The organism is Ktedonobacter sp. SOSP1-52 (genome assembly GCF_016587395.1).
On the sequence record NZ_BNJH01000002.1, the window covers coordinates 1,019,020 to 1,040,513 of the forward strand.

Here is a 21,494-nt window from a genome sequence, read left to right on the forward strand (position 1 = left end):
ACGTCAAACATATTATTTTCGCTTCACACGGCTTGCACAGCCTGGTGAAGAAAGGATGGGGACACATGTCTGATTACACCCGAGGCATGGAGCTTGAGCGGCAGATCGGGCAACTGCTCAGTGTTGGCTTCTATGGTACCACCCCAACGCCTGAAATCATTGATTTAATCCAGAATCACCATGTCGGAAACATTATTTTCTTCGCGCGCAATATCGAGAGCGCCCACCAGGTCCACCAGCTTACCAGCGAGCTACAACGTATCGCACGCGATGCAGGCCATCCCTACCCCCTGCTGATCTCGACGGATCAGGAGAACGGCATGGTGCGCCGTTTCGGCAAAAGCGCGACGAGCTTCCCTGGCAATATGGCCCTTGGCGCCATCGATAGCGAACAGGAGACTTACGAGATAACCCTGGCAACGGGCAAAGAGCTTAAGGCGCTGGGCGTCAATATGAATCTGGCCCCGGTCGCCGATGTCAACAACAATCCCGCCAACCCGGTCATCGGTGTACGCTCCTTCGGTGAGCATGCTCCCCGCGTCTCGCGTCATCTCGCGGCCGCGATTAAGGGCTACCAGGAAGCAGGCGTCATCACTAACTTGAAGCACTTCCCCGGCCATGGCGATACCTCTGTCGACTCCCATCAGGCCCTGCCGGTCATCCCGCATACCCTCGAACGCCTTGAGGAGATTGAACTGGTGCCCTTCCGCGCTGGCATCGCCACCGGGGCCGATTCAATCATGATCGCGCACGTCTATCTTCCAGCTTTGATGAAAGAGGAGATGCTACCCGCGACAATCTCCCGCGAGATCATTACGGGACTCCTGCGCGAGCGCCTGGGCTTTAATGGCGTTATCACCACCGATTGCCTGGAGATGAACGCGCTGGCGGACACGGTTGGCATTCCACGCGGGACGGTGATGGCCCTGCAAGCTGGTGTCGATATCGCCCTGATCTCCCATCACTACGAGTATCAGAAGGCAGGCCTTGCCGCAGTCCTTGAGGCCGTGCAGAAGGGCGAACTAACAGAAGCTCAGATCACGAGCGCCGCCGAGCGTGTGCTCCAGCTCAAGGCCAGTTACCTCTCCTGGGACGATTTGCCACAGGAAGAGAGTGTGCGCCAGATCGCGACTCCCGAGCATCTCGACCTGAGCAAGCGCGCCTTTGCACATTCGACCACCCTGGTACGCAACGCCCAGCAGCTTGTACCCGTGACAGGCGAACAAGCACAGCACCCGCTCTTCCTCTTCCCAGAGACCGATCACGCCACCTTCGCCGCCGACCGCTACCCCTCGCGGGAGGAACTCCAGGTCGCTATTACGGAGCATTTCCCCACGGCAGAGGTTCTGGCCGTCCCCAGTCAGCGCGACGAGGCAACGGAGGCCCAGCTGCAAGAGGCCATTGCCAGCAGTTCCACTCTCATTGTCGTCACTGTTAACGCGAACCGCTATCAGCCCCAGGCGGACCTGGTACACTCCCTGCTACAACAGGAGAAGCCAGTCATTGGCCTGGCCGTCTATGACCCCTATGACCTACTGGCCTTCCCCGAGCTGGAAACCTACCTGATCACCTATGAATACACCCTGCCAGCCTTTGAGGCTGCGCTGGATGTCTTACAAGGCAAACAGACCGCTCAGGGCAAGCTTCCAGTAAGCATTCCTGGCTTGCACGAGCGGGGCCACCACGCAGAATAGCACACCCATAACCAGCAATCCCTCAGGCAAGAGGTTAAGAAAGAAAGTTCTTTTTGCTATGGCACACCATTTTGCTATCTTTGAGCCAGAACGCGACCTGGACGACCTGGTCACGCTCTGGCAGAGCACTGTTGGCTCGCAATGGCCGCTTAATGCCGAGCGCATCCAACTGGTTCTCAACGGGCCAGAGGCACACCATTTTGCTCTCCGCGAGGAGGGCAGGCTGATCGCCTTCGCGGCCACTTTCCAGAGCCCACGGGGACACGACAAAGTTGGACATCTCGCCGCACTCCTGGTCGCCCCTGATAAACAACGCCAGGGAATCGGCAGTGAGCTACATGATGTGGCCTTCAACTACTTGCAACAGCAGCCAGGTCTGCGCGCCATCCAGCTTGGCAGCATCTATCCACGCTTCTGGTGCGGCGTGCCAACCAACCTGCCCGTCGCGCCATTCTTCGTCCGCAAAGGCTGGCAACTGGATGAGATTGTCTATGACATGGTCCGCGACCTGCGCGACTTTAGCATCCCCACACGTATTGTTGAGCGTATGCAGCGCGAGGGCATTCGCTTTGAGGTTGCCACCCCCGAGACGATTGACGCACTCAGAGCCTTCGAGGAGCGCGAGTTTTATAACTGGCTGCGCGCGGTGAACTATATGGCGAGCGTGGGCGATTACCAGGACCTGCTCATCGCTTTCGATGGAGAGCGCGTAGTTGGCTCGCTCGTCACATCATGCCCCCAGTCCAACCCTGAGCGTACCGATGTCATCTGGCAGGGTCTGCTGGGCGAGGACGCTGGCTCCCTGGGTTCAGTCGGAGTGGCCGTCTCCGAGCGCGGACGAGGCATTGGCATCGCCCTGGTGGCCTACGCCTCAGAGATCCTCAAACAACGCGGTGTCCGCAACTGCTATATTGACTGGCTCGTCCTGACCGACTTCTATGGGAAGCTCGGTTACGAGAACTGGCGCACCTACCAACCCTCCTGGCGCGAATTATAGTTAGGAGAGGGGATGATGGTACGTGCTGGTGGCGTCAGCACGCACCATCCCCTCTCCTAACATTACTCCTTCCTCTTGAGAAGCCTCTTCTAACACCTATCTATCATCTATACGTGCATATCTTACGTGTATATAGAGATGAGGTAAAATGACCATTTCCTACTCATCCTTGAAGGAGCTTCTCTATGTTTACAACGCTGTTTCGCGCTGTCTCGCGGCGCCAGAAGCAGAGGGGTATGCTTGCGCTTTCCCTGGCCCTGCTTCTCACTTTGCTACTCACCGCCTGTGGTGGCTCAGGGTCTTCAGCGCAGAAGGCCGATTCATTGTGGATAGGTCAGGTTGGTGACCAGTATACACAAAATTTTAATCCTTATACCGGCGCTTCGGGTGGTCCTCCCTCTGAATTGATCTACGAAACGCTGCTCTTCACGAACTATGCCAACGGCACCATGAATCCCTGGCTCGCTACAGCATATAAGTTTTCGCCCGATAATAAGCGACTGACGTTTACCCTGCACGACAACGTCAAATGGAATGATGGCAAGCCCTTTACGGCCTCCGACGTCGCCTTTACCTTCAATTTGATGCATAAATATTCTGGCCTGGATGTCAGTAATGTCTGGAAGTATCTCACTAAGGTCACAGCACCTGATACTCATACGGTCGTGCTTGACATGAATACCCCCTACACACCACTCCTCTGGTATCTCGGACGGTTGCAGATCCTGCCAGAACACATCTGGTCATCTGTGGGCGATCCCACCAAGTACACCGCCTCCAATCCCGTTGGTACCGGCCCCTTTAAGCTAGGCTCCTTTAGCTCGCAACTTGTGACCCTGGATAAGAATCCGTACTACTGGCAGAGCGGCCAGCCTGCATTCGCGCATGTCAAATACCCAATCTACAAGAGCAACGATACGCTTCAGCTTCAACTCATCTCGGGGAAGCTAGACCAGGCCAACGTCTTTGCTCCCAATATTCAGAAGAGCTTTGTTGCACGCGATCCCGAACATAATCACTACTGGCTCGTGCCCAACCAGACCGTGATGTTCTATCCAAACAACGCCAAGGCCCCCTTCAATGATGTCGCGGTGCGCCAGGCCATTAGCGCGGCTCTCGACCGCGAGAAGATGTCCAAGGTGGCCGAGAATGGCTACCAGCAGGTCGCCAGCCCCACAGCACTTATCCTGCCCAACGCCAGGTCCTATCTCGCGCCTGAGTACGCGAACCTGAAGTTCCAGCACGATGTCCAGAAGGCGCGTCAGCTTCTGGAGAGCGCTGGCTATACCCGCGGCGGTGATGGCATCTATGCCAAAGGTGGGCAGCGCCTCTCGTTCAAGATCAGTGTGCCCAATACCTATAGCGATGAAATTCTCCTGGCCCAGATTGCCTCCGATAACCTGAAAGAGGCAGGCATGGATGCCAGCGTCAATACTCTCTCTTATACTGACTGGTACAATAACAAGCAGCTAGGGCAGTACGACATCACCATCGATAATGATGGCGGTGGCCTCAATCCCTACTACTACTTTAATCGCACCCTCTACAGCAAGCGGAGCGCACCAATCGGGGCGAATTCGCTCTCTAACTTCGGGCGCTGGGAAGATGCCACTACCGACAAATACCTGGACCAGTTTGCCGCATCCAGCGATCCTAATATCCAGAAGCAGGCCATCTATGGTCTCGAAAAGATCTTTGTCGAAAAGATTCCGACCATTCCGTTGCTGGACGCACCAACCTGGTTCATCTATAACTCGTCCCGCTTCGATGGCTGGCCATCGGCGCAAAATCCGTTTACCACAGCAGCCTCTCCGCTCCAGGTGACGCTACACCTGAGGCCCAGATAAGCCTTTATGAATTTACACCGTAGGGGGTGGGGTGCAGTAGCCGCGTACGCAAGTAGCAGGCTACTACAACCACACCCCCTAATCAGGACAAGCGCCGCAGGCGCGAAGAACCGGAAAAAACCAAAGGAGGTCTGCGCGTATGCCTCATACCATACGCCGTGTCGGCTTCTATCTCTTAACACTATGGATCTCGCTGACGCTCAATTTTCTTCTGCCTCGCCTGGTCCCGGGCGATCCGGCCCAGGCCATCATGGCCCGCTTCCGCGATAAAAACGTCGATCCCGAGATGCTGCAAGCCATCCAGGTCCAATTTGGCATCTCGCATGATCCGCTCTGGGTGCAGTATGGCCAGTACCTGACCAACCTCTTGCATGGGAACCTGGGCATCTCGACCAGCTACTTCCCCACCCCAGTCAGTGACATCATCGTGCAGCGCTTGCCCTGGACTTTGACCCTGGGACTAATCGCACTGATCCTCAGCTTCATTATCGGTACAGCCCTGGGCATCCTCAACGCCTGGAAACGCGGCACACGCATCAACTCTGTGCTTGCTCCCTTCATGATGCTGATCTCGGGCGTGCCGTACTTCTGGCTGGCGCTGATCGTGCTCTATGTCTTCGCCTTTATGCTCCACTGGTTTCCTCTCAATGGTGGCTATGACGAGGACCTGCTTCCTGGCTGGAATATTGATTTCTTGCTCAGCGTGCTCAGCCATGCCTTCCTTCCCGCGCTGACCATTATCGTCTCCTCCATCTCTGGCTGGATGCTAACGATGCGCAATGCTATGATCACGACGCTTTCAGAGGACTATGTCCTGATGGCGCGTGCCAAGGGACTGCGCAACGCCTACGTCATGTTTGGCTACGCGGCGCGCAACGCCATTCTCCCCAGTGTAACTAGCTTCGCCCTGGCGCTGGGCTTTATCGTCACGGGACAACTGTTGACCGAATTGGTCTTCTCCTATCCCGGCATCGGATTCGCCCTGGTACAATCTGTGTCTAACAAGGATTATGCCCTCATGCAGGGCCTCTTCCTGATGCTCACCCTGGCAGTGCTGGCCGCAAACTTTATCGCCGATATGCTCTATACCGTGCTGGACCCACGCGTGCGCCAGGAAAGGAGCTAAGCCATGAGTTCAACCCCTCCCTTTACCTCCGCTCCTCAACCTGATGAGGCAAAACCGAATCACCCCTCCAGGATACCTATGCCGACGACGCCTACTACAGGCATGGAACTACTGAGCGCGAACGCGTCAACGCGCCGACGTTCCCTGCCAGGGGCCATCCTGCGCGCCTGCTGGCAGCTATTCACCATGAATAGCAATATGCTTGTCGGCTCGCTTATTGTTGGCCTCTTTTTCTTGCTCGCAATCTTCGGGCCGCTCCTGGTACGCTATGACCCCAACGCGCTGACCACCGATATCCTCCTGCCTCCGTCCGCCGATCACTGGCTGGGCACGACCCAGGCGGGACAGGATGTCTTTGCCCAACTCATGTATGGGACGCGCTCCTCCATCCTCTGGGGTCTGCTGGCTGGCGTGCTGGTGACCTTCATCTACACTATCGTTGGCCTGGCGGCGGGCTATTTTGGGGGGCTAATTGATGAATTGCTCTCACTGCTCATCAATATCTTCCTGGTGCTCCCCGGGTTTCCCCTGGCCCTCATCCTGGCGGCCTACATCCCCTACAAGGGACCGCTCACGGTCGTCCTGGTAATTGCTTTTACCAGCTGGCCGGGACACGCACGCATCATCCGCGCCCAGACGCTCTCGATGCGTAACCGCGACTTCACCGAGGCGGCACGCTCCACCGGTGAGGCCACCTGGCGTATTATCTTCTTCGAGGTCCTGCCGAATATGATCGCCATCGTAGCATCGGGCTTTGTGGGAACCATGATCTCGGTTATTCTGGCGATTGCGGGCCTAGAGTTCCTGGGATTGGGGGATATTCGCAGTGTAAGCTGGGGAAGCATGTTTTTCTGGGCACAGAATAGTTCAGCACTCATCCAGGGCGCCTGGTGGTGGTTCGTGCCACCCGGCCTGTGTATCGCGCTCCTCTCAGCGGGCCTGACCTTTATCAATATTGGTCTCGATGAGATCGCCGATCCACGCCTACGCAGCGAGATCATGCGCCTGCCACGCCACAAAAAGCGTTCTGCCGAGGAGGCAACGCCTGTCCTCGTTCCCCCTCTAGAGTCTTAATTGACGAAGATGGAGAGCGCCCTGGCAGCTACAGGCTGCCAGGGCGCTCTCCATCTTCGTCAACACTACTGCTTAGCGCTCGCGGAATGTTCTCCCGCGACCCTCTTCGCGAATTGGACGCCCACCTGTATCCACATGCATATCTGGCTCACGCACTGCCTCGCCACGCGTTACGGCTGTGCCCGAACGCCTCATGCCACGTTCCGCAAGCACGCGCCCAATAGTATAGTCATAGCCAAAGGCCGCGATCAGCCCGCCCACAATGGGCGCCACAATGGGGACCCAGGTGTAGCTATTCAGCGCGCCCAATCCACCACCAGCCAGGGTCATCCACAGACGCGGACCAAAGTCACGCGCAGGGTTGACCGCAAAACCGGTAATTATGCCAAGCGAACAACCAATAGCTGCAAGCACCAGGCCAATGATCAAGGGATTGAGGTTCGCCTGCACAGGCTGATTGCGTGCATCCACAATTGCCAGGATCAAGCCAACGAGCATGGCTGTGCCCAGCGCTTCAGCACAAAACGCTCCAAACAGACCCACAAAATCTCGTTTCCCCGTGTAGAAGGCTAAGCCTACCTTATTAACATTGGCGGCATTCAAGGACGCCCCACCTAGTGTATGCGTGATTGCACCACGATAGACAAAGAAAAGGAAGGCCGCCGCCACAAACGCGCCAAGGAACTGCGCCACGATATAGGGCCCCACTTTGTTCCAGGGGAAACGCCTGGTGGCCGCAAAACTTATGGTCACCGCCGGATTGAGATGTGCTCCGCTAATCGCGCCCGCGATATAGATGCCCAGCATCAGCGCAAAACCCCACCCGAAAAAGACTACCGGCCAGGTATTAGCAAAAAAGGCGTTCGTCCCTGCGATATTGTTGAATAGAAGGAAGGAAGCGACCGCGCCATTTCCTAACAGCACGAGCACAAAGGTCCCGATAAACTCGGCCAGCGCCTCGCCACCTACCCCAGCAAGGGGCGTAGCTGGATGTACTGCTCGATTTGCCATATGCTTCTCAAACTCTCATCTTGGACTAAGGATAAACATCTCGTCATATCACACAAGCGCAGCAATACCTATCTCTCGACCTACGTAGTTTTAGTATAAATAACATACATACTCCTCTCTTCTCAAGACCACGCCGGAGTATATCCATAGCAAGAGAGGCGCGCACGACCGCGGTTGTGCGCGCCTCTCTTGCTATGGATATGCTCCATCTAATCGCGAGGAACCTCGCGCTCATTCTGCTCAAACAAATCATGCCAATCGTTTTCACGCAGTTCAACATCAAATTTCTTGGCTGCTTTCTGAATACGATGCCAGGCCTCTTCACGCTCTTCGTTCGATACCCCCTGCACCTGGTTAAAGCGCGCGACGGCCTCCTGCACATGACGCGCGTCAATCAGCGGCTCTTTGCGCTCCTTAGGAAAGGCAAAGGCGCTCTCTGGCAGATTCTCTTTATCTTTATCTGAGAGTTTACTCATAGCAAAACGCTCCTTTCTCTCTCTATCACGATGCGCGAGAAGGGAGTGTTTCTCTTGAGCTCGTGTCAGAGAAGAGACAAGCCAACCTTGCGTTCAGGCAGGAAAATACTCTATACTTTTAGGACCGGGTTATCTACAAGATGAGAGATGACGCTTCATACATGTCCATCTATCCGTCGCCTATCAAACAAGCGATCTAGCAAAGGTGCATACTAACATGTCAATTCCCACACTCCCCTTTGGTCGTACTGGCCATTTCAGCACACGTACCCTCTTTGGGGCGGCCTCTCTCGGCTCCCTTTCGCAGGCCGAGGCGGATCAGACCCTTGAGGTACTGCTCCAGCATGGCGTCAATCATATCGATGTCGCCGCCAGCTATGGCGAGGCGGAACTACGCCTGGCCCCCTGGCTCAAGCAGCATCGCGACCACTTCTTTCTCGCGACCAAGACCGGCGAACGCACGGCAGATAAGGCTCGCGAGGAACTTCACCGCTCGCTTGAACGCATGGGGGTGGAGTATGTTGATCTCTGGCAACTACATAACCTGGCCGATCCCATTGAATGGGATATCGCACTTAGTCCTGGAGGCGTACTGGAGGCAGCCATTGAGGCAAAAAAAGCGGGGCTGGTACGCGCCATTGGCGTGACCGGGCATGGGTTGCAGATCGCCGCGACCCATCGCCGCAGCCTTGAACGCTTTGATTTCGATTCGGTGCTCCTGCCCTACAACTATCTCACCCTCCAAAATTCCTACTACGCGGAGAACTTTAACGCGCTAGTAGCAACCTGCCAGCAGCGCAATGTGGCGGTGCAAACCATTAAGTCTATCGCCTATCGCCCCTATATGGGTCGCGATCACACACATAATACCTGGTACGCGCCACTCACGGCGCAGGAAGATATTGATCGCGCGGTCCACTGGGCACTGAGCCGCCCCGGCATCTTCCTCAACACAGTAGGCGATGTCACACTGCTTCCCAAGGTACTCGACGCGGCCAGCCGCTTCGAAGCCAGCACCACACCTGCTGAACATGAGATGCAGGGCATGGTCGACCGCCTGGGCATGGAACCACTCTTCGTATAACGAGAGGACGAGCAAGCGCTATACTGCGTGCGCACCTAAAAAATACGCGGGAGGACGCGCCACACACTTACGCGTCCTCCCGCATTCCTTCATTGCCAGGTGCAAACTGTCTCATCACTCCTGCATTCCCAGGCGGCCTCATTGCCGTTCGGGATGCTAGAGCTATGACAATTTCCCTGGCTGCACAGGCCTACATGCCTGTTGTGTAACGGCTATTCTCCTTCGCGTTCACAGCCTGGTAGATGTCCTCCTTATGCCGCGAGAGCAAATTGAGCAGGCCCAGCATCTCCTCGGCATCCATACTGCCATAGAAACCACTGGGGTCCCCTACCTGGTGGTAGTAGAACTTTAACGTGCCGTTCTCCAGGCAAGATTGATAGCGCCCAATGCGAACACACTCTTGTGCCTTGTTGTCCATGACAAACTCCTCATTGATTTTCAAGATGGTACGGCTTCATTGCGTACCTCTCAAATTGAACAGACACATGCATTACTTGTGTTCATAAGCCTACACACACAAAGCCTATGAACTACACACACTACTACTATACCGTATTTTCTTGCTATGTGGAATACTTACGAAACCCGTGTACGCCCAAAATGTTACTTTTAACTGCCTCTGTCACCTGGTACTGTTTGTTCTAGCTATAGGTTGTGCTCGTTTTGGCCCTTTCTTTTCCCGCCGAGTTGTAACCATTTTCGCCATCTTTGTGTTTTAGAGGATAGAAAGCATAGGATGGTTAGTAGGGTAGTGGGTGCGTGCGGGCGGCCTTTGGCTGCCCGCACGCACCCACTACCCTACTAACCCTGCCTTATTACGTGTCGCAAAGATGCGGCACAACAGTAGGAGGCTGGCCGTTCATGAAGAAACGCCACACATTTTCACTTTTCTTTACCTTTCTCCTGGTCTTCCTGCTCACAGCCTGCGGCGGGAGCGATACCGGCAGTTCTGGCGGCAATGGAGGCAGCGGAAATACGCACCAGGGACTCACAGGCGGAAATAGTTATATCGCCTGCCCCGGCAATACCAACGATAAGACCGCAGATAAAGAGAGCGGCACCGTGACCCTCACCGTCGCAGGCTGGTCCTCCTCACCCGCTGAGGATGCGCTGGTCCAGCAAAACTTGAAGAAATTCGAGGACGCTCATCCCAATATTAAATTGAAGTGGTCCCCCATCACTGGCGACTACGCGACCAAGATGCGCGCTAATATTGCCAGTGGAAATGTACCGGATGTCTTTTATCTCTCGACCGACATGGCACCCGAGTACATCACTGCAGGCAAATTGCTCGATCTCTCGCCCTACATGAGCAAGTCGAATGTGAGCACCAAGGACTATTATGATTCTCTGATCACGCCCTTTAGCTGTAAGGGCGGTCAGGTCTACGGCCTGCCAAAGGACTGGGGTACCCTGGGCGTCTTCTACAATAAGAAAATGTTCCAGGACGCGGGCGTGAGTCTACCAACGGCAAACTGGACCTGGAATGATATGCGCTCCATGGCCAAGAAGCTGACCAAGTCCGGCAATGCAGCGACTTCAACCTATGGCATTACCCTGGGAGCTGCTTCACAGCGCTGGCTCCCCTTCATGCTCGCCGATGGTGGCAAGGTGCTTAATTCCGATGGTTCCGCCTCGGCCTTTAACAGCCAGGCAGGCATCGATTCGCTCAATTTCTACACCAGCTTCCAGAAGGATGGTTCCTCGGTACAGCCTGGGGATGTCGCGGCCGGCTGGGCTGGCGATGCCTTTGGTAAGAAGCGCGCGGCGATGGCCCTGGAAGGTCCATGGCTCATCCCCTATATGCAGCAGAACTTCTCTGATGTGGACTATGATATCGCGCCAGTTCCCCTGGCCCCCAATGGCAAACGTGCGGACCTGATCTTTACCAACTCCTGGTCCGCCTACGCCAGCACGAAGCATCCCGAAGCCTCATGGGAGTTGATCCAGTACATGACAGGCAAAGATGTCCAGGGCAGTCAGTTGCATGCCGGTTTCGCCCTGCCTTCGCTCAAGAGCCTGGCTAACGATTCCTACTTTGAGCAGCATCCTGGCTTTAAGACGCTCTTCGAGGCCGCGACCTACGGCTATGCCGACAACTTTGGCCCACATACCGACAAAATTCACTCGCTGCTCGACGCTGCCGTTGAGAAGGCCCTGCTCGGGAAAGCCAGCCCCCAGGATGCCTTAAAGGAGGCCGAGAACAAGATCAATAACGAACTGAACTCCTGATCACCTGTTCTCTATCGTTTGTAATATGCCTGTCGCCCTGTCTCTCCTTCTTCCCCGGGAGTACAGGGCGGCAGGCCCTATCCCTAATGAGTGTAAGGAGTTTTGCTATGGCAGCATCACCACAACCTGCGGCGACGCCAGGACTGGTTACCGGTGAGGAAAAACCCGCCTCTCCCCGCTTTAAAGGGGCCTCTGAGGGTCGCCGTCGCGACGCCGTCGCCGCTTATCTCTTCCTACTCCCATATCTATTTGTCCTGATCGTTTTCTACCTGGTGACCATGCTCTACGGCCTGGGACTCAGCTTCTACAAGGTCGATATTGGCTTTACCATCCCCCGCTTCGTTGGCATTCGCAACTACCAGAATCTCTTCAACCAGCTCTCATACGCCGCCGATAGCGACTTCTGGGTCTCGATGATCAATGTCTTGAAGTATACGGTGGTCGTCGTGATCGGGCAGACGATTGTTGGCCTACTGCTGGCGCTTCTGCTCCAGGCTATCGCTCCCCGCCTGCGTGGCCTCTTCCGCAGTGTCTTCTATCTTCCCGCTGTGACCTCATCAGTGGCGGTCTCACTGATGTTCCTCTGGTTCTATAATCCCCAAGGACTGATCAATTACATGCTCTCGCTTCTACGCCTGCCAGGCCCCCACTGGCTTGAAGACCCCAACTTCGCGCTCCCGGCCATTATGATGCTCAATGTCTGGGCGACCTCGGCCACCTTTATGCTCTACTTCCTGGCCGCGATCCAGGATCTCCCCCTGGAGCTCTATGAGGCGGCACGTGTCGACGGCGCCAATCGCTGGCATCTCTTCCTCAATCTGACAATACCTTTGCTACGCCCAACCATCTTCCTGGTCGTGGCCCTTGGGACCATCAGCAGCTTCCAGCTCTTCGACCAGGTCAAGTTTATGACGGAGGGTGGACCACTCAACTCTACCCTGACGCCGGTGCTTGAGATTTATAACGCGGCCTTTAAAGATAATAACTTTGGTCTCGCGGCATCCATGTCCGTGCTGCTCTTCGTTGTCATCTTCATTGTGACCATAGTTCAGCGCCGCCTGATCGACGTCAATAACTAGGCCAAATCACCGGTTGGAAGAAGGAGAATTGCTATGGCTCAGGCCCAGACAATCAGCAAACCACTCGATACCAGCCAGCAAGAGAGCGAGAAGCCACGCAGGCCATTTCGCTGGTACAATGTCTTTCTCTATGCGATGCTTCTCGTGTTTACGATTACATCACTCGGTCCCTTCATTTTTACCTTCCTGTCATCCTTCAAGACCTTCTCGCATATTCTGGATTACCCTCCAACACTGCTGCCTAACCCGGTGACCTACGATAACTTCGCCCGCCTAATCAGCGATCCCGACTTCTTACGCTGGATCCTCAATTCGGGCATTTACGCGGTGAGTGTGGCCGCGCTAGATGTGCTCTTCTCGGCTATGGCTGGTTATGCCCTCTCGCGTCTCAAGTTCCGTGGGCGCGAGGTCATCTTTCTGGCGACGCTGGCCGTGATGATGATTCCCGCCCCAATCACGATTATCCCCAAGTTTTTGATCATGAATAGCGTGCATCTCGTAAATACCTACTTCGCACTGATCCTCCCTGTTATGGCCCAGCCCTTCGCGGTCTTTCTAATGGTTCAGTTTATGAAGAGCCTGCCACGCGAGCTAGAGGAATCGGCCATGCTAGATGGCGCGTCGCGCTGGACCATCTTTACACAGGTCATCCTGCCTCTTGTGAAGCCCGCACTGATCGCGGTCGCTATCATCAGCTTCCAGGGCGCCTGGAACGATTTCCTCTGGCCCCTGCTTGTTCTCAATAGCCGCAATATGTATACCCTACCTCTGGGCATGTTCTTCTATAAAAGTGCCTACTATACCGAGTACAACCTGCTTATCGCAGGCTCGATGTTTAATACCATCCCCATGTTCATCCTCTTCTTTATCTTCCAGCGTTACTTCATCGAAGGCGCCACCAGTGCCGCCGTCAAAGGGTAAGAAAGTATGAAAAGCCTGTTGCGCAAAATGCGCAACAGGCTTTTCATACTTTCACCTGATTTATGGGCTTAAAATCTGGTTGACCTGCATTGCCGCCCGGTTCAGAGCCGCTTGAGAACTAGTCTGACTAAAGAGGACGCTTTGAATGGCCAGATTGAGTCGGTCGTGAATATACTGGTCATACTTACCAAAGTTATCCAGGTAGCCGTAGTTGGCACCTTCAAACAAGACGTTAATCTTAGGGTGTGCCTGAAGGTATGCATTTATATTCATATTCTTCAATGTTGGCAGCGCGAAGCCAGCCTGGAGTTGGCTACGCTGTACATCCTGCCCGGTCATGTAGTGAATCAATTCCCAGGAGGCTTCTGGATGCTTGCTCTGGACGGATGCGGCCCAGGCATTGGTGTAAATCAAGTTGGCCTGCTTACCACCTGGACCTTTGGGAAGAGGCGCGATGCCGTAGTCTGTCTGAGGATAGTTCTGCTGCATATAGGTCACAAGCCAGCCGCCTTCAATGACCATCGCCGAGTGTCCCATGCCAAAGGCGTCAAACTCTTCCTGGGCCGTCGCCGGCACAAGCGCGGTTGGCAGCGTAGAAGAGGCATCCTGGCGCATAAAGCTGGTATAGTAATTCATCGCCTCGACCCCGGCCTTACTATTAAAGGTGGCGCGCGTGCCATCAGGACTAAGCACCGAGCCGCCGTTCGCGAGGAGAAAGGCCAGCCAGCGCGAGGAGTCAAGCTGGAGCGTCAGGCCATATGTCTGCGCTCTCCCCTGGGCGTCTACGCTTGTTAGCTTCTGAGCGGTTGTACGCAAGTCCTGCCACGTCCAATTCGGGCCTGGCTCTGGAAGATGGGCGGCTGCGAAGAGGCGCTTATTATAGAAGACACCAAGCGCATTCCAGTCCTTGGGCAGACCATAGACCTGTCCACGCTTACAACTAAATGAACTGATTAATCCTGGATAAAAATCAGTGGCGGCAACCTTGTCACGCGCCATGTAGGGAGAGAGATTGAGCAAGACGCCCTGACTGATATAAATATTGGCCATGCGCGGCTGCAAATAAAAGACGTCCGGCATCTGACCACGCTTGAGATCAGCTTGAATCGCGCTACTATAGTCCCCGCGAATGAGTTCTTTCTTGATAAGGATATTCGGGTGCAGGCGCTGAAATTGCTGTAGATTGGCTTCCACAAGCGCATCCTCGGCTGGCGAAGACGACCAGTAGGCCACGGTCAATGTAATCTTTCCTTGCACTGGGAGCGTCACTTGAGTGTTTGTCTGTTGTGGGCACTCCATAAAGGGGTCGCCACTCCTCAAGGAGTACTGACCGCTCTCCCTGCCGCCCCCCTGAGAACCTTCATTCCCGCTTTCTCCTGTGCTACTACCAGTACATGCCAGCATCATTACCATCATGCACAGGAGCAAAGGAGTAATCACGCGTCTCATACTGTACCTCCACCGGTGCCACACGGCCAATAGGACTACTCGCTTCGTCGCGATCTGGGCTATTGAGACACATTATATTCGCCGCTACCAATCTACACAGCATCATACGCAACCCACATTCCCCTGTCAATAGGCACTACCATATCACAAAAGACGTTCAAATCGGGGTAAAAAGCAAAAGAGACAGGCGCCTATCGACCCGTCTCTCTAGCCTTCTGGGAGAGGATCAAACTCATTTTTTGACGCCCCATACAAACAGCGTGCCATTCTCGTCAACGGAGGCGACCTGCAAGCCATCGGGGGACCAGGCTACGTCTGTGACAATGTGTTTATGCTGCTCAAATGAGCCACCCGCGCACCCCGAGGGATCGCATACTTGAATACTGCCATCGCTGCTCGCCGTGGCAAAACGGAGGACATTTGTGCTCTGTAAAGGAGACCAGGCGCTAACAACCGAGGCTTTGCCATTCACCAGCACAATGCCATCGGCAGCAAATTGCTTCAACAACCACCGTTTAGCCCCATCCTGGCCGTTTGTCCCGATAAGATACATGCTATCAGGCGACCAGGCCAGCGAATCGAGGGCATAGGTAGGATAGGCCGTCCCAACTGGAAGCAATATACCATGCCCCACGATCTCCAGCGTGTTACCGTTGTTTACCATCTCAGGCGTACTACTGGCAATGGCCAGCATAGCGGCATCATCCGAAAAGGCAAGGGCGGTCACACGGCGATTGAGCGTGGGATAGGTTGTAAAGGGCGTGCGACTATTCCAGTGCCAGAGCTGTACCCTTACTCGGGCGCCTGTCACACTATCATTGTTGTTCAGTGCAAGTGCGATAGTATTGCCATCGCGTGAAAGCGTGGCGACGGAATACCGGCTTGCCTCTCCTGGCAGCGTATAGTTACTTTGCGCATCGCTGCCCTGATAGTTCACAAAGATGCGCGTCACGACAAGCTGTTGATTCAGGTTAAGGTCAACGATGGTGAGACCATCCTGGCTCCACTGCATCGCGAGCACAGATCCAAAGACGCCAAAACTCTTATCACAGACCTGGCGCGTAACATCACAGACCTGGATATAGCCTGCCTCGTCTGCGAAGGCCAGCAGGCGCTGCCCATGGCGCGCACCTCGATACGCGTTCGGCGCCCAGGAGACCTTCTCAATACTGCGCGCATTGACATAGCTAAAGTAGGTCTCGGTGCGCCCCACTCCAGCAGCGGGGGGATGCGTCCACGAGCGTAGGGAGAGCCAGCCTCCAATGAGGAAAAACAAGAGGGCAACCGCGAGCAGGCGTCCTCCCCACTGCTGCCAGGGCGTCGCACTGCGTGGCGCACGCTCCCGGTATTTCGCGTGGGCTCGCCCACCCCGTCTCTCCGCACCTGTTCCCCACACTGGGCGTGACACTTGCTCCTGTGGCACATCATCAACCACCTGTTCAGCTTCCACGACACCAGTAGAGAGACCTTCACTATTGTCCGACTGAGCGCCAGGTGTCCCGGTCTGTTCAAGCGATAAGGCAGGATCAGTAAGCGGGAGCAATAGCAAATCGGTATTCGTGGATGAGGCAGAGGGCGTTTGTGCGATATGCCGCTTGAGCGCTCCATCTTCCGACCCGCGCTCATGATCTGCCTGATCCAGTTGCGCACGCACAAAAGGCTCCAGGGAAACCTGTTCGTTTAATTCGCCCAGGGCCTGAATAGCGGCTTCACGTACAAGATTGGACTCATCAGTAAGCCCTTCGACCAGGATATTTACTAGCGCGCGCTCCCCCATTTGCCCCAGGGACCACACCACAGCCGCGCGTACCGTGGGATCGGTATCGTGCCAGGATTTACAGAGGAGATCGAGAGGAGCACGCTGGCCTTGCTTGCCCAGGGCGCGGGCCGCCTCTGCTCGAACCTGCCACTGCTCATCGCGCAAAGCTTCGGCTAGGATAGACACCGATGCCCGCTCTCCTCTACTACCCAACGCTCGCACAGCCGCCGCGCGCACAGCCTCATGCTCATCATGTAAGGCAGCTAGCAGTACCTCTGGCGCGATATCTTCCTGCCTGCGCGCCAGTTCTCGCAAGGCCATTACCTTTTGCTGCCAGTTCTCCTGCTGAAGGGCGGCGCATAGCTGGTCATGCGAGAGGGCGCGCGCCTGTTGACGCACCTTCCCCAGACCCAGGTGCGCGAGCACTGGTGGCTCAGGTGGGGCAGAAGCACTATCCAGAGGTGTGGATGGGACTGATGCAGGCTCCTGCTTGTCACGATTTAGTTGTGATCGGTAGGCATCAAACTCCATTGGCTTGCTTTCTTTGGTTTCCCCTCATTTTTGCTCTTCGTGACTTTTTTCACCGGTTCGGCTGAATCTGTAGGAATACCGGGGCGCGCCTCTTCAAAGGTCTTGCGCAAGAGCTTAACGCCCCTATGCACATACACCTTCACCGTCCCCAGGGGCTGCTCAAGCACATCCGCGATCTCCTGGTACGTCAAGTCCTCAAAAAAATACAGACTCACCACGTCGCGATAATGCGCCGGCAAGAGCGCGACCAGTAGCTCCAGTTCCTGCCGACTCTCAGCGAGTTCAAAGGCTCGCTCCGGCTGTGCATTAAGCTCATCCTCGCGCTCAAGATGCGGGCTCTCATCTGAAGTATCGAGATAAATGGATGGGGGCGCTTTCACACGCCCGGTATAGTTGCAATAGACATTCCAGGTAATCTTATAGAGCCAGGCACGCGCTTTTAGCATCTGTATACGCTCTGGAGAATAAGTCTCCAGAGCCATATAGGCACGCAAAAAGGCCTCCTGTACGATATCTTCCGCATCTTGCATGCTCCCTACCCGCCGGTACACGAAGGCACAGAGCTGGTGCCAGTAGAGCACAACCAGTTCTTCATAGTACCGTTCGACGTCATCGGCGAATAGAGCCAGCAAATTTTCTCCTGCCGGTTTCATAGCTCTTTTTAACCATGCTCTTTATATTTTTCTCTACCAACTACAACACAAGCATTCAGCCAATGGTTACAATTAGCACCATCAATCCGGCACGTCTCCTCAAAAAGGGCATGTCTTCTTTATGTATGATAGCACAAGCAGGAGGGGATGAGAGCGAGTCCAGGTATATACACTAATGAAAGTAGCAAAACGAATTCACAAATGGATTCAATGCTTCAGTCGGGCTTTCACCTATGCGTCATGCTAGTAGGAGAGGCCCTCCTTTTTGGTTCAGGGCTGTCTCGCTCCAAGCACTAAATACAGTATTATACGTAGTGAGGAGGAACACGCATGCAACGAACAGACGATTTCTGCCAGGGTGCGTATGGCACGACGGGGTCCACCTGGCTTATGGCCATACGTGGTGTCGTCGCTATCATCTTTGGCATTGCAGCACTCTTATGGCCGGGTCGAACACTGCTTATCCTGGTCTACCTGTTCGGAGCGTTCGCTATCGTTGATGGCATCCTTGCCGCCGTTGCCTCGGTGCAGCTGCGCCATCTGACAAGCTACTGGTGGATCATTCTGCTGGAGGGCATCTTTGGCATCATCATCGGTATCGCCGCCTTTGCCTTGCCCGGCGTGACCGCGCTGGCACTCCTGTTCCTTGTCGCGACCTGGGCCATTCTCACAGGTATTCTGGAGCTTGTGAGCGCTTTTTCGGGACGCGCACCAGTCAGGCGTGAATGGGCAATGGGTATCGCGGGCGTGCTCTCTATCGTGCTGGGTATCTTGCTTATTGCCCAGCCGCGAGCTGGACTCCTCACGCTCGTCTGGCTCATCGGCATCTACGCCATTGCGTGGGGCTTTACCCTGTTCGTGCGTGCGTTTCAACATCGCGAGCCTCATCCCTCTATGCCTGGCACCGTCTAGCCAGGCATAGAGGCACCGTATTTTATCTTTTATTGTACCAGGGATTTTTTACCTACTTCTGATCCGAAAACCCTGAGCGCAAAGCGCTAGTCACGCCAGTGACGTTGGGTTTCGGAATAAGATCCTAAAGGAGATTTTTAGCAGTGAGTATGCCACAGCAACCATTTGGCAATCCACAACAGCAGCCCGACTATACCCCTGCTGAGGAACAGGTCGTCCCGCAGGATGTCTCAGACCAGCCAACCATGCGCACTGAAGCAGTCAATAGCCAACAAGTTCAGGCTCAGCAAGCTATGCCAGGCAATGAGGAAGGGGATGTCGCGACCCTCGAACGCGAACTTACTGAGGCTCAGCGCCAGGCAGGCGAGTATCTGAGCATGACCCAACGCCTGCAAGCCGACTTTATTAACTATAAGCGGCGCGTGACCCAGGAGCAGTCCGAGGGACGCCTGCAAGCCCAGGCCCAGATCATTGAACATATCCTTCCCGTGCTCGATGACCTGGGGCGCGCCCTGATGGCTGTCCCACCTGAACTGACCCAGCATCCCTGGGCGCAAGGCATCCAGCTCACTTCGCGCCAATTGGTCTCAGCTCTCCAGCAACTGGGTGTACGCCAGGTCGGCATGCCAGGTGAACTTTTCAATCCTCACTGGCATGAGGCCTTGATGAAAGAGCCACGCCCCGATCTTCCAGAAGGAACGGTCGCCCAGGTCTATCGCCCAGGCTATGTCTTTGGCGAACGCGTCATCCGGCCAGCCCAGGTCACAGTGGCAGGCCCCGCTCCATCAGGAGAACAGAACGCGAACCAGTAGAGAATAAATTTTGCCCAAAATATGTTATCATTCTCTAGAAGAGACTGCTAGCAGTCCTGGAACAGGAGAGCCAGAAATTCATGTGCTCTCCTGTCTTCAGGCTATGGACCCACGCTCTTCACCGCTCTAGCGCTTGAAGGTCCTTGTATTTTTCGCACAATAACTAGCAGCGTAGGAGAACCGATCGATGGCAGTTGATTATAAAGATTATTACAAAGTACTTGGTGTCAGCAAAGACGCCGATAAGGATGCGATTCGTAAGGCATTTCGTAAGCTAGCGCGCCAGTATCATCCCGATCTCAATCCTAATAACAAGGAAGCGGAAGAGAAGTTCAAAGAGATCAATGAGGCATATGAGGTGCTGGCCGATCCTGAGAAACGCAAGAAATACGACGAACTCAGCGATTATTATCAGCAGTATGGAACCTGGCCTGGGGCAGGTGGCGGAGCCAGCAATTTTAGCGGTGGCAACTATCGCTATCGCACAGTCAGCGAGGAGGACCTGTCCGATCTCTTTGGTGGTCAATCGCCCTTCTCGGACTTCTTTGAGACCTTCTTCCACTCTGGCTTTGGTGGCCAGGGGGGAGGTAGTCCCTTCGGCAATGTACGTAGCCAGCGTGGTGCTCAACGTGGGCGCGTCGCCCAGACCCACGGCCAGGATGTCGAGACAGAGGTAGAGGTCACGCTCGCCGAAGCGTATCAGGGCACTACGCGCACCCTGCAACTCGCCGCACCTGACGGCAGCACCCGGCGTCTTGAGGTCAAGATACCCGCAGGGGTCAACGAGGGTGGGCGCATTCGCATCGCCAAACAGGGCCTGGACGGTGGCGATCTCTACCTCAACATTCGCCTGCGTCCCGACGCACAGTTTGTGCGCGAGGGCGCGACCCTACGCACAGTGATCGATGTTCCGCTCAAGAATGCGATCCTGGGCGGCGAGGTCCAGGTTCCCACACCCGACGGAAAACGCCTCCTGCTGCGCATCCCTGAGGGAACGGCCAATGGGCAATCCTTCCGCCTGCGTGGGAAGGGCATGCCACGTGTGGGCAAAGGCGATGAGCGCGGCGACCTCTATGCGGAGGTACGCGTCCAGCTCCCGCCCAAGCTGAATGAGGAGCAGAAGCGCCTCTTCCAGGCCTTCGCGGACTCACTTCACTAAACTTACAGATGTGATGAGCTGGAGCTGCTAAAGCAGCTCCAGCTCATCACATCTGTAACCTCTTCTCACGCCTCTGGTCCCTGCGCCGTGTGCCGCATCAATTCATCGGGATTATAGACCGAGGCCCAGTGCCGCCCCCCTGGCTGCAAAAACTCCTTCAGATCCAGGTCAGGCGGCATCAGCAGACCATCCAGTGTATGAATGACCCCATTTGAAGCGAAGAGGTCTGCCTCCAGAACGGGGACGCCACCTACCCGCATGGGATTGCGCATATCAATCGTCAGGAGACGGCCTGTGCGGGTCTGAAGCTGAATCGTAGTAGAGTGACTCTGCTCCGCCTCCCGGCGCAAATCCGCAAGCGAGATACGATCGGGCACGATATGGTAATCAAGCAAATACTTGAGCTTGCTGAGGTGCCTCAACAAATCAAACTCGTTCACATCCTTCAGCTCATTCAAAGCCTGGTCATGCGGCGCGAATAGGGTGATCTGTGTATCCTCCTGCAAGAGATACTCCAGGCCAACTGCGCGCACTAACGCGTCCAGGTCATGAAAGGTATAGGGGTAACTTCGCTCTTCAAGAATATCGATGATCCGCTCCATAAGTTTTTCTCTCTTCGTGTGAAAAGGGGTGAAGATGCATGTATCGAGATCACGAAGAGCGAAGGAGAAACGTTTC

Annotated in this window: 20 protein-coding genes; 12 read left to right on the forward strand and 8 right to left on the reverse strand. The window is 55.2% G+C overall.

Translation table 11 applies throughout. The features are described from left to right. Positions 1-65 precede the first annotated feature (65 nt). From JMJ16_RS20000 to JMJ16_RS20020, 5 genes are all read left to right on the forward strand, one after another. Positions 66-1,694 carry a glycoside hydrolase family 3 protein gene (locus JMJ16_RS20000; protein WP_201384335.1) on the forward strand — a complete coding sequence of 543 codons (1,629 nt, stop codon included), beginning with the start codon at positions 66-68 and terminating at the stop codon, positions 1,692-1,694. Positions 1,695-1,752: 58 nt separating this feature from the next. After that, positions 1,753-2,691 carry a GNAT family N-acetyltransferase gene (locus JMJ16_RS20005; RefSeq protein WP_201384337.1) on the forward strand — a complete coding sequence of 313 codons (939 nt, stop codon included), beginning with the start codon at positions 1,753-1,755 and terminating at the stop codon, positions 2,689-2,691. 185 nt (positions 2,692-2,876) lie between these two features. Continuing rightward, the gene (locus JMJ16_RS20010) at positions 2,877-4,538 is read left to right on the forward strand and encodes an ABC transporter substrate-binding protein (protein WP_201384339.1); all 1,662 of its coding nucleotides are present in this window, start codon (positions 2,877-2,879) and stop codon (positions 4,536-4,538) included. A 139-nt stretch (positions 4,539-4,677) separates the two neighbouring features. Further along, positions 4,678-5,664 carry an ABC transporter permease gene (locus tag JMJ16_RS20015; protein ID WP_201368855.1) on the forward strand — a complete coding sequence of 329 codons (987 nt, stop codon included), beginning with the start codon at positions 4,678-4,680 and terminating at the stop codon, positions 5,662-5,664. Between the two features lie 3 nt (positions 5,665-5,667). Continuing rightward, positions 5,668-6,738 (forward strand): ABC transporter permease, encoded by a 1,071-nt coding sequence (locus JMJ16_RS20020; protein WP_201384341.1) that lies wholly within the window; start codon positions 5,668-5,670, stop codon positions 6,736-6,738. A 72-nt stretch (positions 6,739-6,810) separates the two neighbouring features. Here JMJ16_RS20020 and JMJ16_RS20025 read toward each other — a convergent pair whose 3' ends face one another. Together JMJ16_RS20025 and JMJ16_RS20030 are read right to left on the reverse strand one after the other, a co-directional pair. Then, positions 6,811-7,749, reverse strand: a complete 939-nt coding sequence (locus JMJ16_RS20025; RefSeq protein WP_201384343.1) for an MIP/aquaporin family protein — start codon at positions 7,747-7,749, stop codon at positions 6,811-6,813. A 209-nt stretch (positions 7,750-7,958) separates the two neighbouring features. Further along, a complete protein-coding gene (locus JMJ16_RS20030) occupies positions 7,959-8,225 on the reverse strand; it encodes a DUF6582 domain-containing protein (RefSeq protein ID WP_201384345.1) in 267 nt (88 codons plus the stop codon). A gap of 217 nt (positions 8,226-8,442) precedes the next feature. Here JMJ16_RS20030 and JMJ16_RS20035 point away from each other — a divergent pair, with 217 nt between their 5' ends. Next, a complete protein-coding gene (locus tag JMJ16_RS20035) occupies positions 8,443-9,309 on the forward strand; it encodes an aldo/keto reductase (RefSeq protein WP_201384346.1) in 867 nt (288 codons plus the stop codon). Positions 9,310-9,499: 190 nt separating this feature from the next. Here the strand turns inward: JMJ16_RS20035 and JMJ16_RS20040 are convergent, their stop codons facing one another. Continuing rightward, positions 9,500-9,727, reverse strand: a complete 228-nt coding sequence (locus tag JMJ16_RS20040) for a hypothetical protein (protein WP_201384348.1) — start codon at positions 9,725-9,727, stop codon at positions 9,500-9,502. A 443-nt stretch (positions 9,728-10,170) separates the two neighbouring features. Here JMJ16_RS20040 and JMJ16_RS20045 point away from each other — a divergent pair, with 443 nt between their 5' ends. The 3 genes from JMJ16_RS20045 (at position 10,171) to JMJ16_RS20055 (ending at position 13,541) form a co-directional block, all read left to right on the forward strand. After that, positions 10,171-11,541: an ABC transporter substrate-binding protein gene (locus tag JMJ16_RS20045; RefSeq protein ID WP_201384350.1), complete on the forward strand. Its 1,371-nt coding sequence runs from the start codon at positions 10,171-10,173 to the stop codon at positions 11,539-11,541. Between the two features lie 107 nt (positions 11,542-11,648). After that, positions 11,649-12,620 carry a carbohydrate ABC transporter permease gene (locus JMJ16_RS20050; RefSeq protein WP_201384352.1) on the forward strand — a complete coding sequence of 324 codons (972 nt, stop codon included), beginning with the start codon at positions 11,649-11,651 and terminating at the stop codon, positions 12,618-12,620. Between the two features lie 33 nt (positions 12,621-12,653). Further along, positions 12,654-13,541, forward strand: a complete 888-nt coding sequence (locus tag JMJ16_RS20055) for a carbohydrate ABC transporter permease (RefSeq protein ID WP_201384354.1) — start codon at positions 12,654-12,656, stop codon at positions 13,539-13,541. Between the two features lie 60 nt (positions 13,542-13,601). On the opposite strand, the gene JMJ16_RS20060 is transcribed toward JMJ16_RS20055, so the two are convergent. The 4 genes from JMJ16_RS20060 to JMJ16_RS20075 all read right to left on the reverse strand — a co-directional run bounded on the left by JMJ16_RS20060 (position 13,602) and on the right by JMJ16_RS20075 (position 17,933). Beyond that, on the reverse strand, positions 13,602-14,840 hold the full coding sequence (locus tag JMJ16_RS20060; protein WP_201384356.1) for an ABC transporter substrate-binding protein: 1,239 nt from the start codon (positions 14,838-14,840) through the stop codon (positions 13,602-13,604). An 85-nt stretch (positions 14,841-14,925) separates the two neighbouring features. Beyond that, on the reverse strand, positions 14,926-15,096 hold the full coding sequence (locus JMJ16_RS20065; protein ID WP_201384358.1) for a hypothetical protein: 171 nt from the start codon (positions 15,094-15,096) through the stop codon (positions 14,926-14,928). A 126-nt stretch (positions 15,097-15,222) separates the two neighbouring features. Next, on the reverse strand, positions 15,223-17,280 hold the full coding sequence (locus tag JMJ16_RS20070) for a HEAT repeat domain-containing protein (protein WP_201384360.1): 2,058 nt from the start codon (positions 17,278-17,280) through the stop codon (positions 15,223-15,225). After that, entirely contained in the window at positions 17,250-17,933 is a 684-nt protein-coding gene (locus JMJ16_RS20075; RefSeq protein ID WP_201384362.1) for an RNA polymerase sigma factor, read from the reverse strand. The genes JMJ16_RS20070 and JMJ16_RS20075 overlap by 31 nt, the downstream gene beginning before the upstream one ends. Positions 17,934-18,263: 330 nt before the next feature. On the opposite strand from JMJ16_RS20075, the gene JMJ16_RS20080 reads away from it, so the two are divergent. From JMJ16_RS20080 to JMJ16_RS20090, 3 genes are all read left to right on the forward strand, one after another. Next, positions 18,264-18,845 (forward strand): HdeD family acid-resistance protein, encoded by a 582-nt coding sequence (locus tag JMJ16_RS20080; RefSeq protein WP_201384364.1) that lies wholly within the window; start codon positions 18,264-18,266, stop codon positions 18,843-18,845. Positions 18,846-18,994: 149 nt separating this feature from the next. Next, the gene (locus tag JMJ16_RS20085) at positions 18,995-19,657 is read left to right on the forward strand and encodes a nucleotide exchange factor GrpE (protein ID WP_236601688.1); all 663 of its coding nucleotides are present in this window, start codon (positions 18,995-18,997) and stop codon (positions 19,655-19,657) included. 187 nt (positions 19,658-19,844) lie between these two features. Further along, on the forward strand, positions 19,845-20,816 hold the full coding sequence (locus tag JMJ16_RS20090) for a DnaJ C-terminal domain-containing protein (RefSeq protein WP_201384366.1): 972 nt from the start codon (positions 19,845-19,847) through the stop codon (positions 20,814-20,816). Between the two features lie 65 nt (positions 20,817-20,881). On the opposite strand, the gene JMJ16_RS20095 is transcribed toward JMJ16_RS20090, so the two are convergent. Then, positions 20,882-21,418, reverse strand: coding sequence for a fasciclin domain-containing protein (locus JMJ16_RS20095; RefSeq protein ID WP_201384367.1), 537 nt, complete (start codon positions 21,416-21,418; stop codon positions 20,882-20,884). Positions 21,419-21,494: the final 76 nt, after the last annotated feature.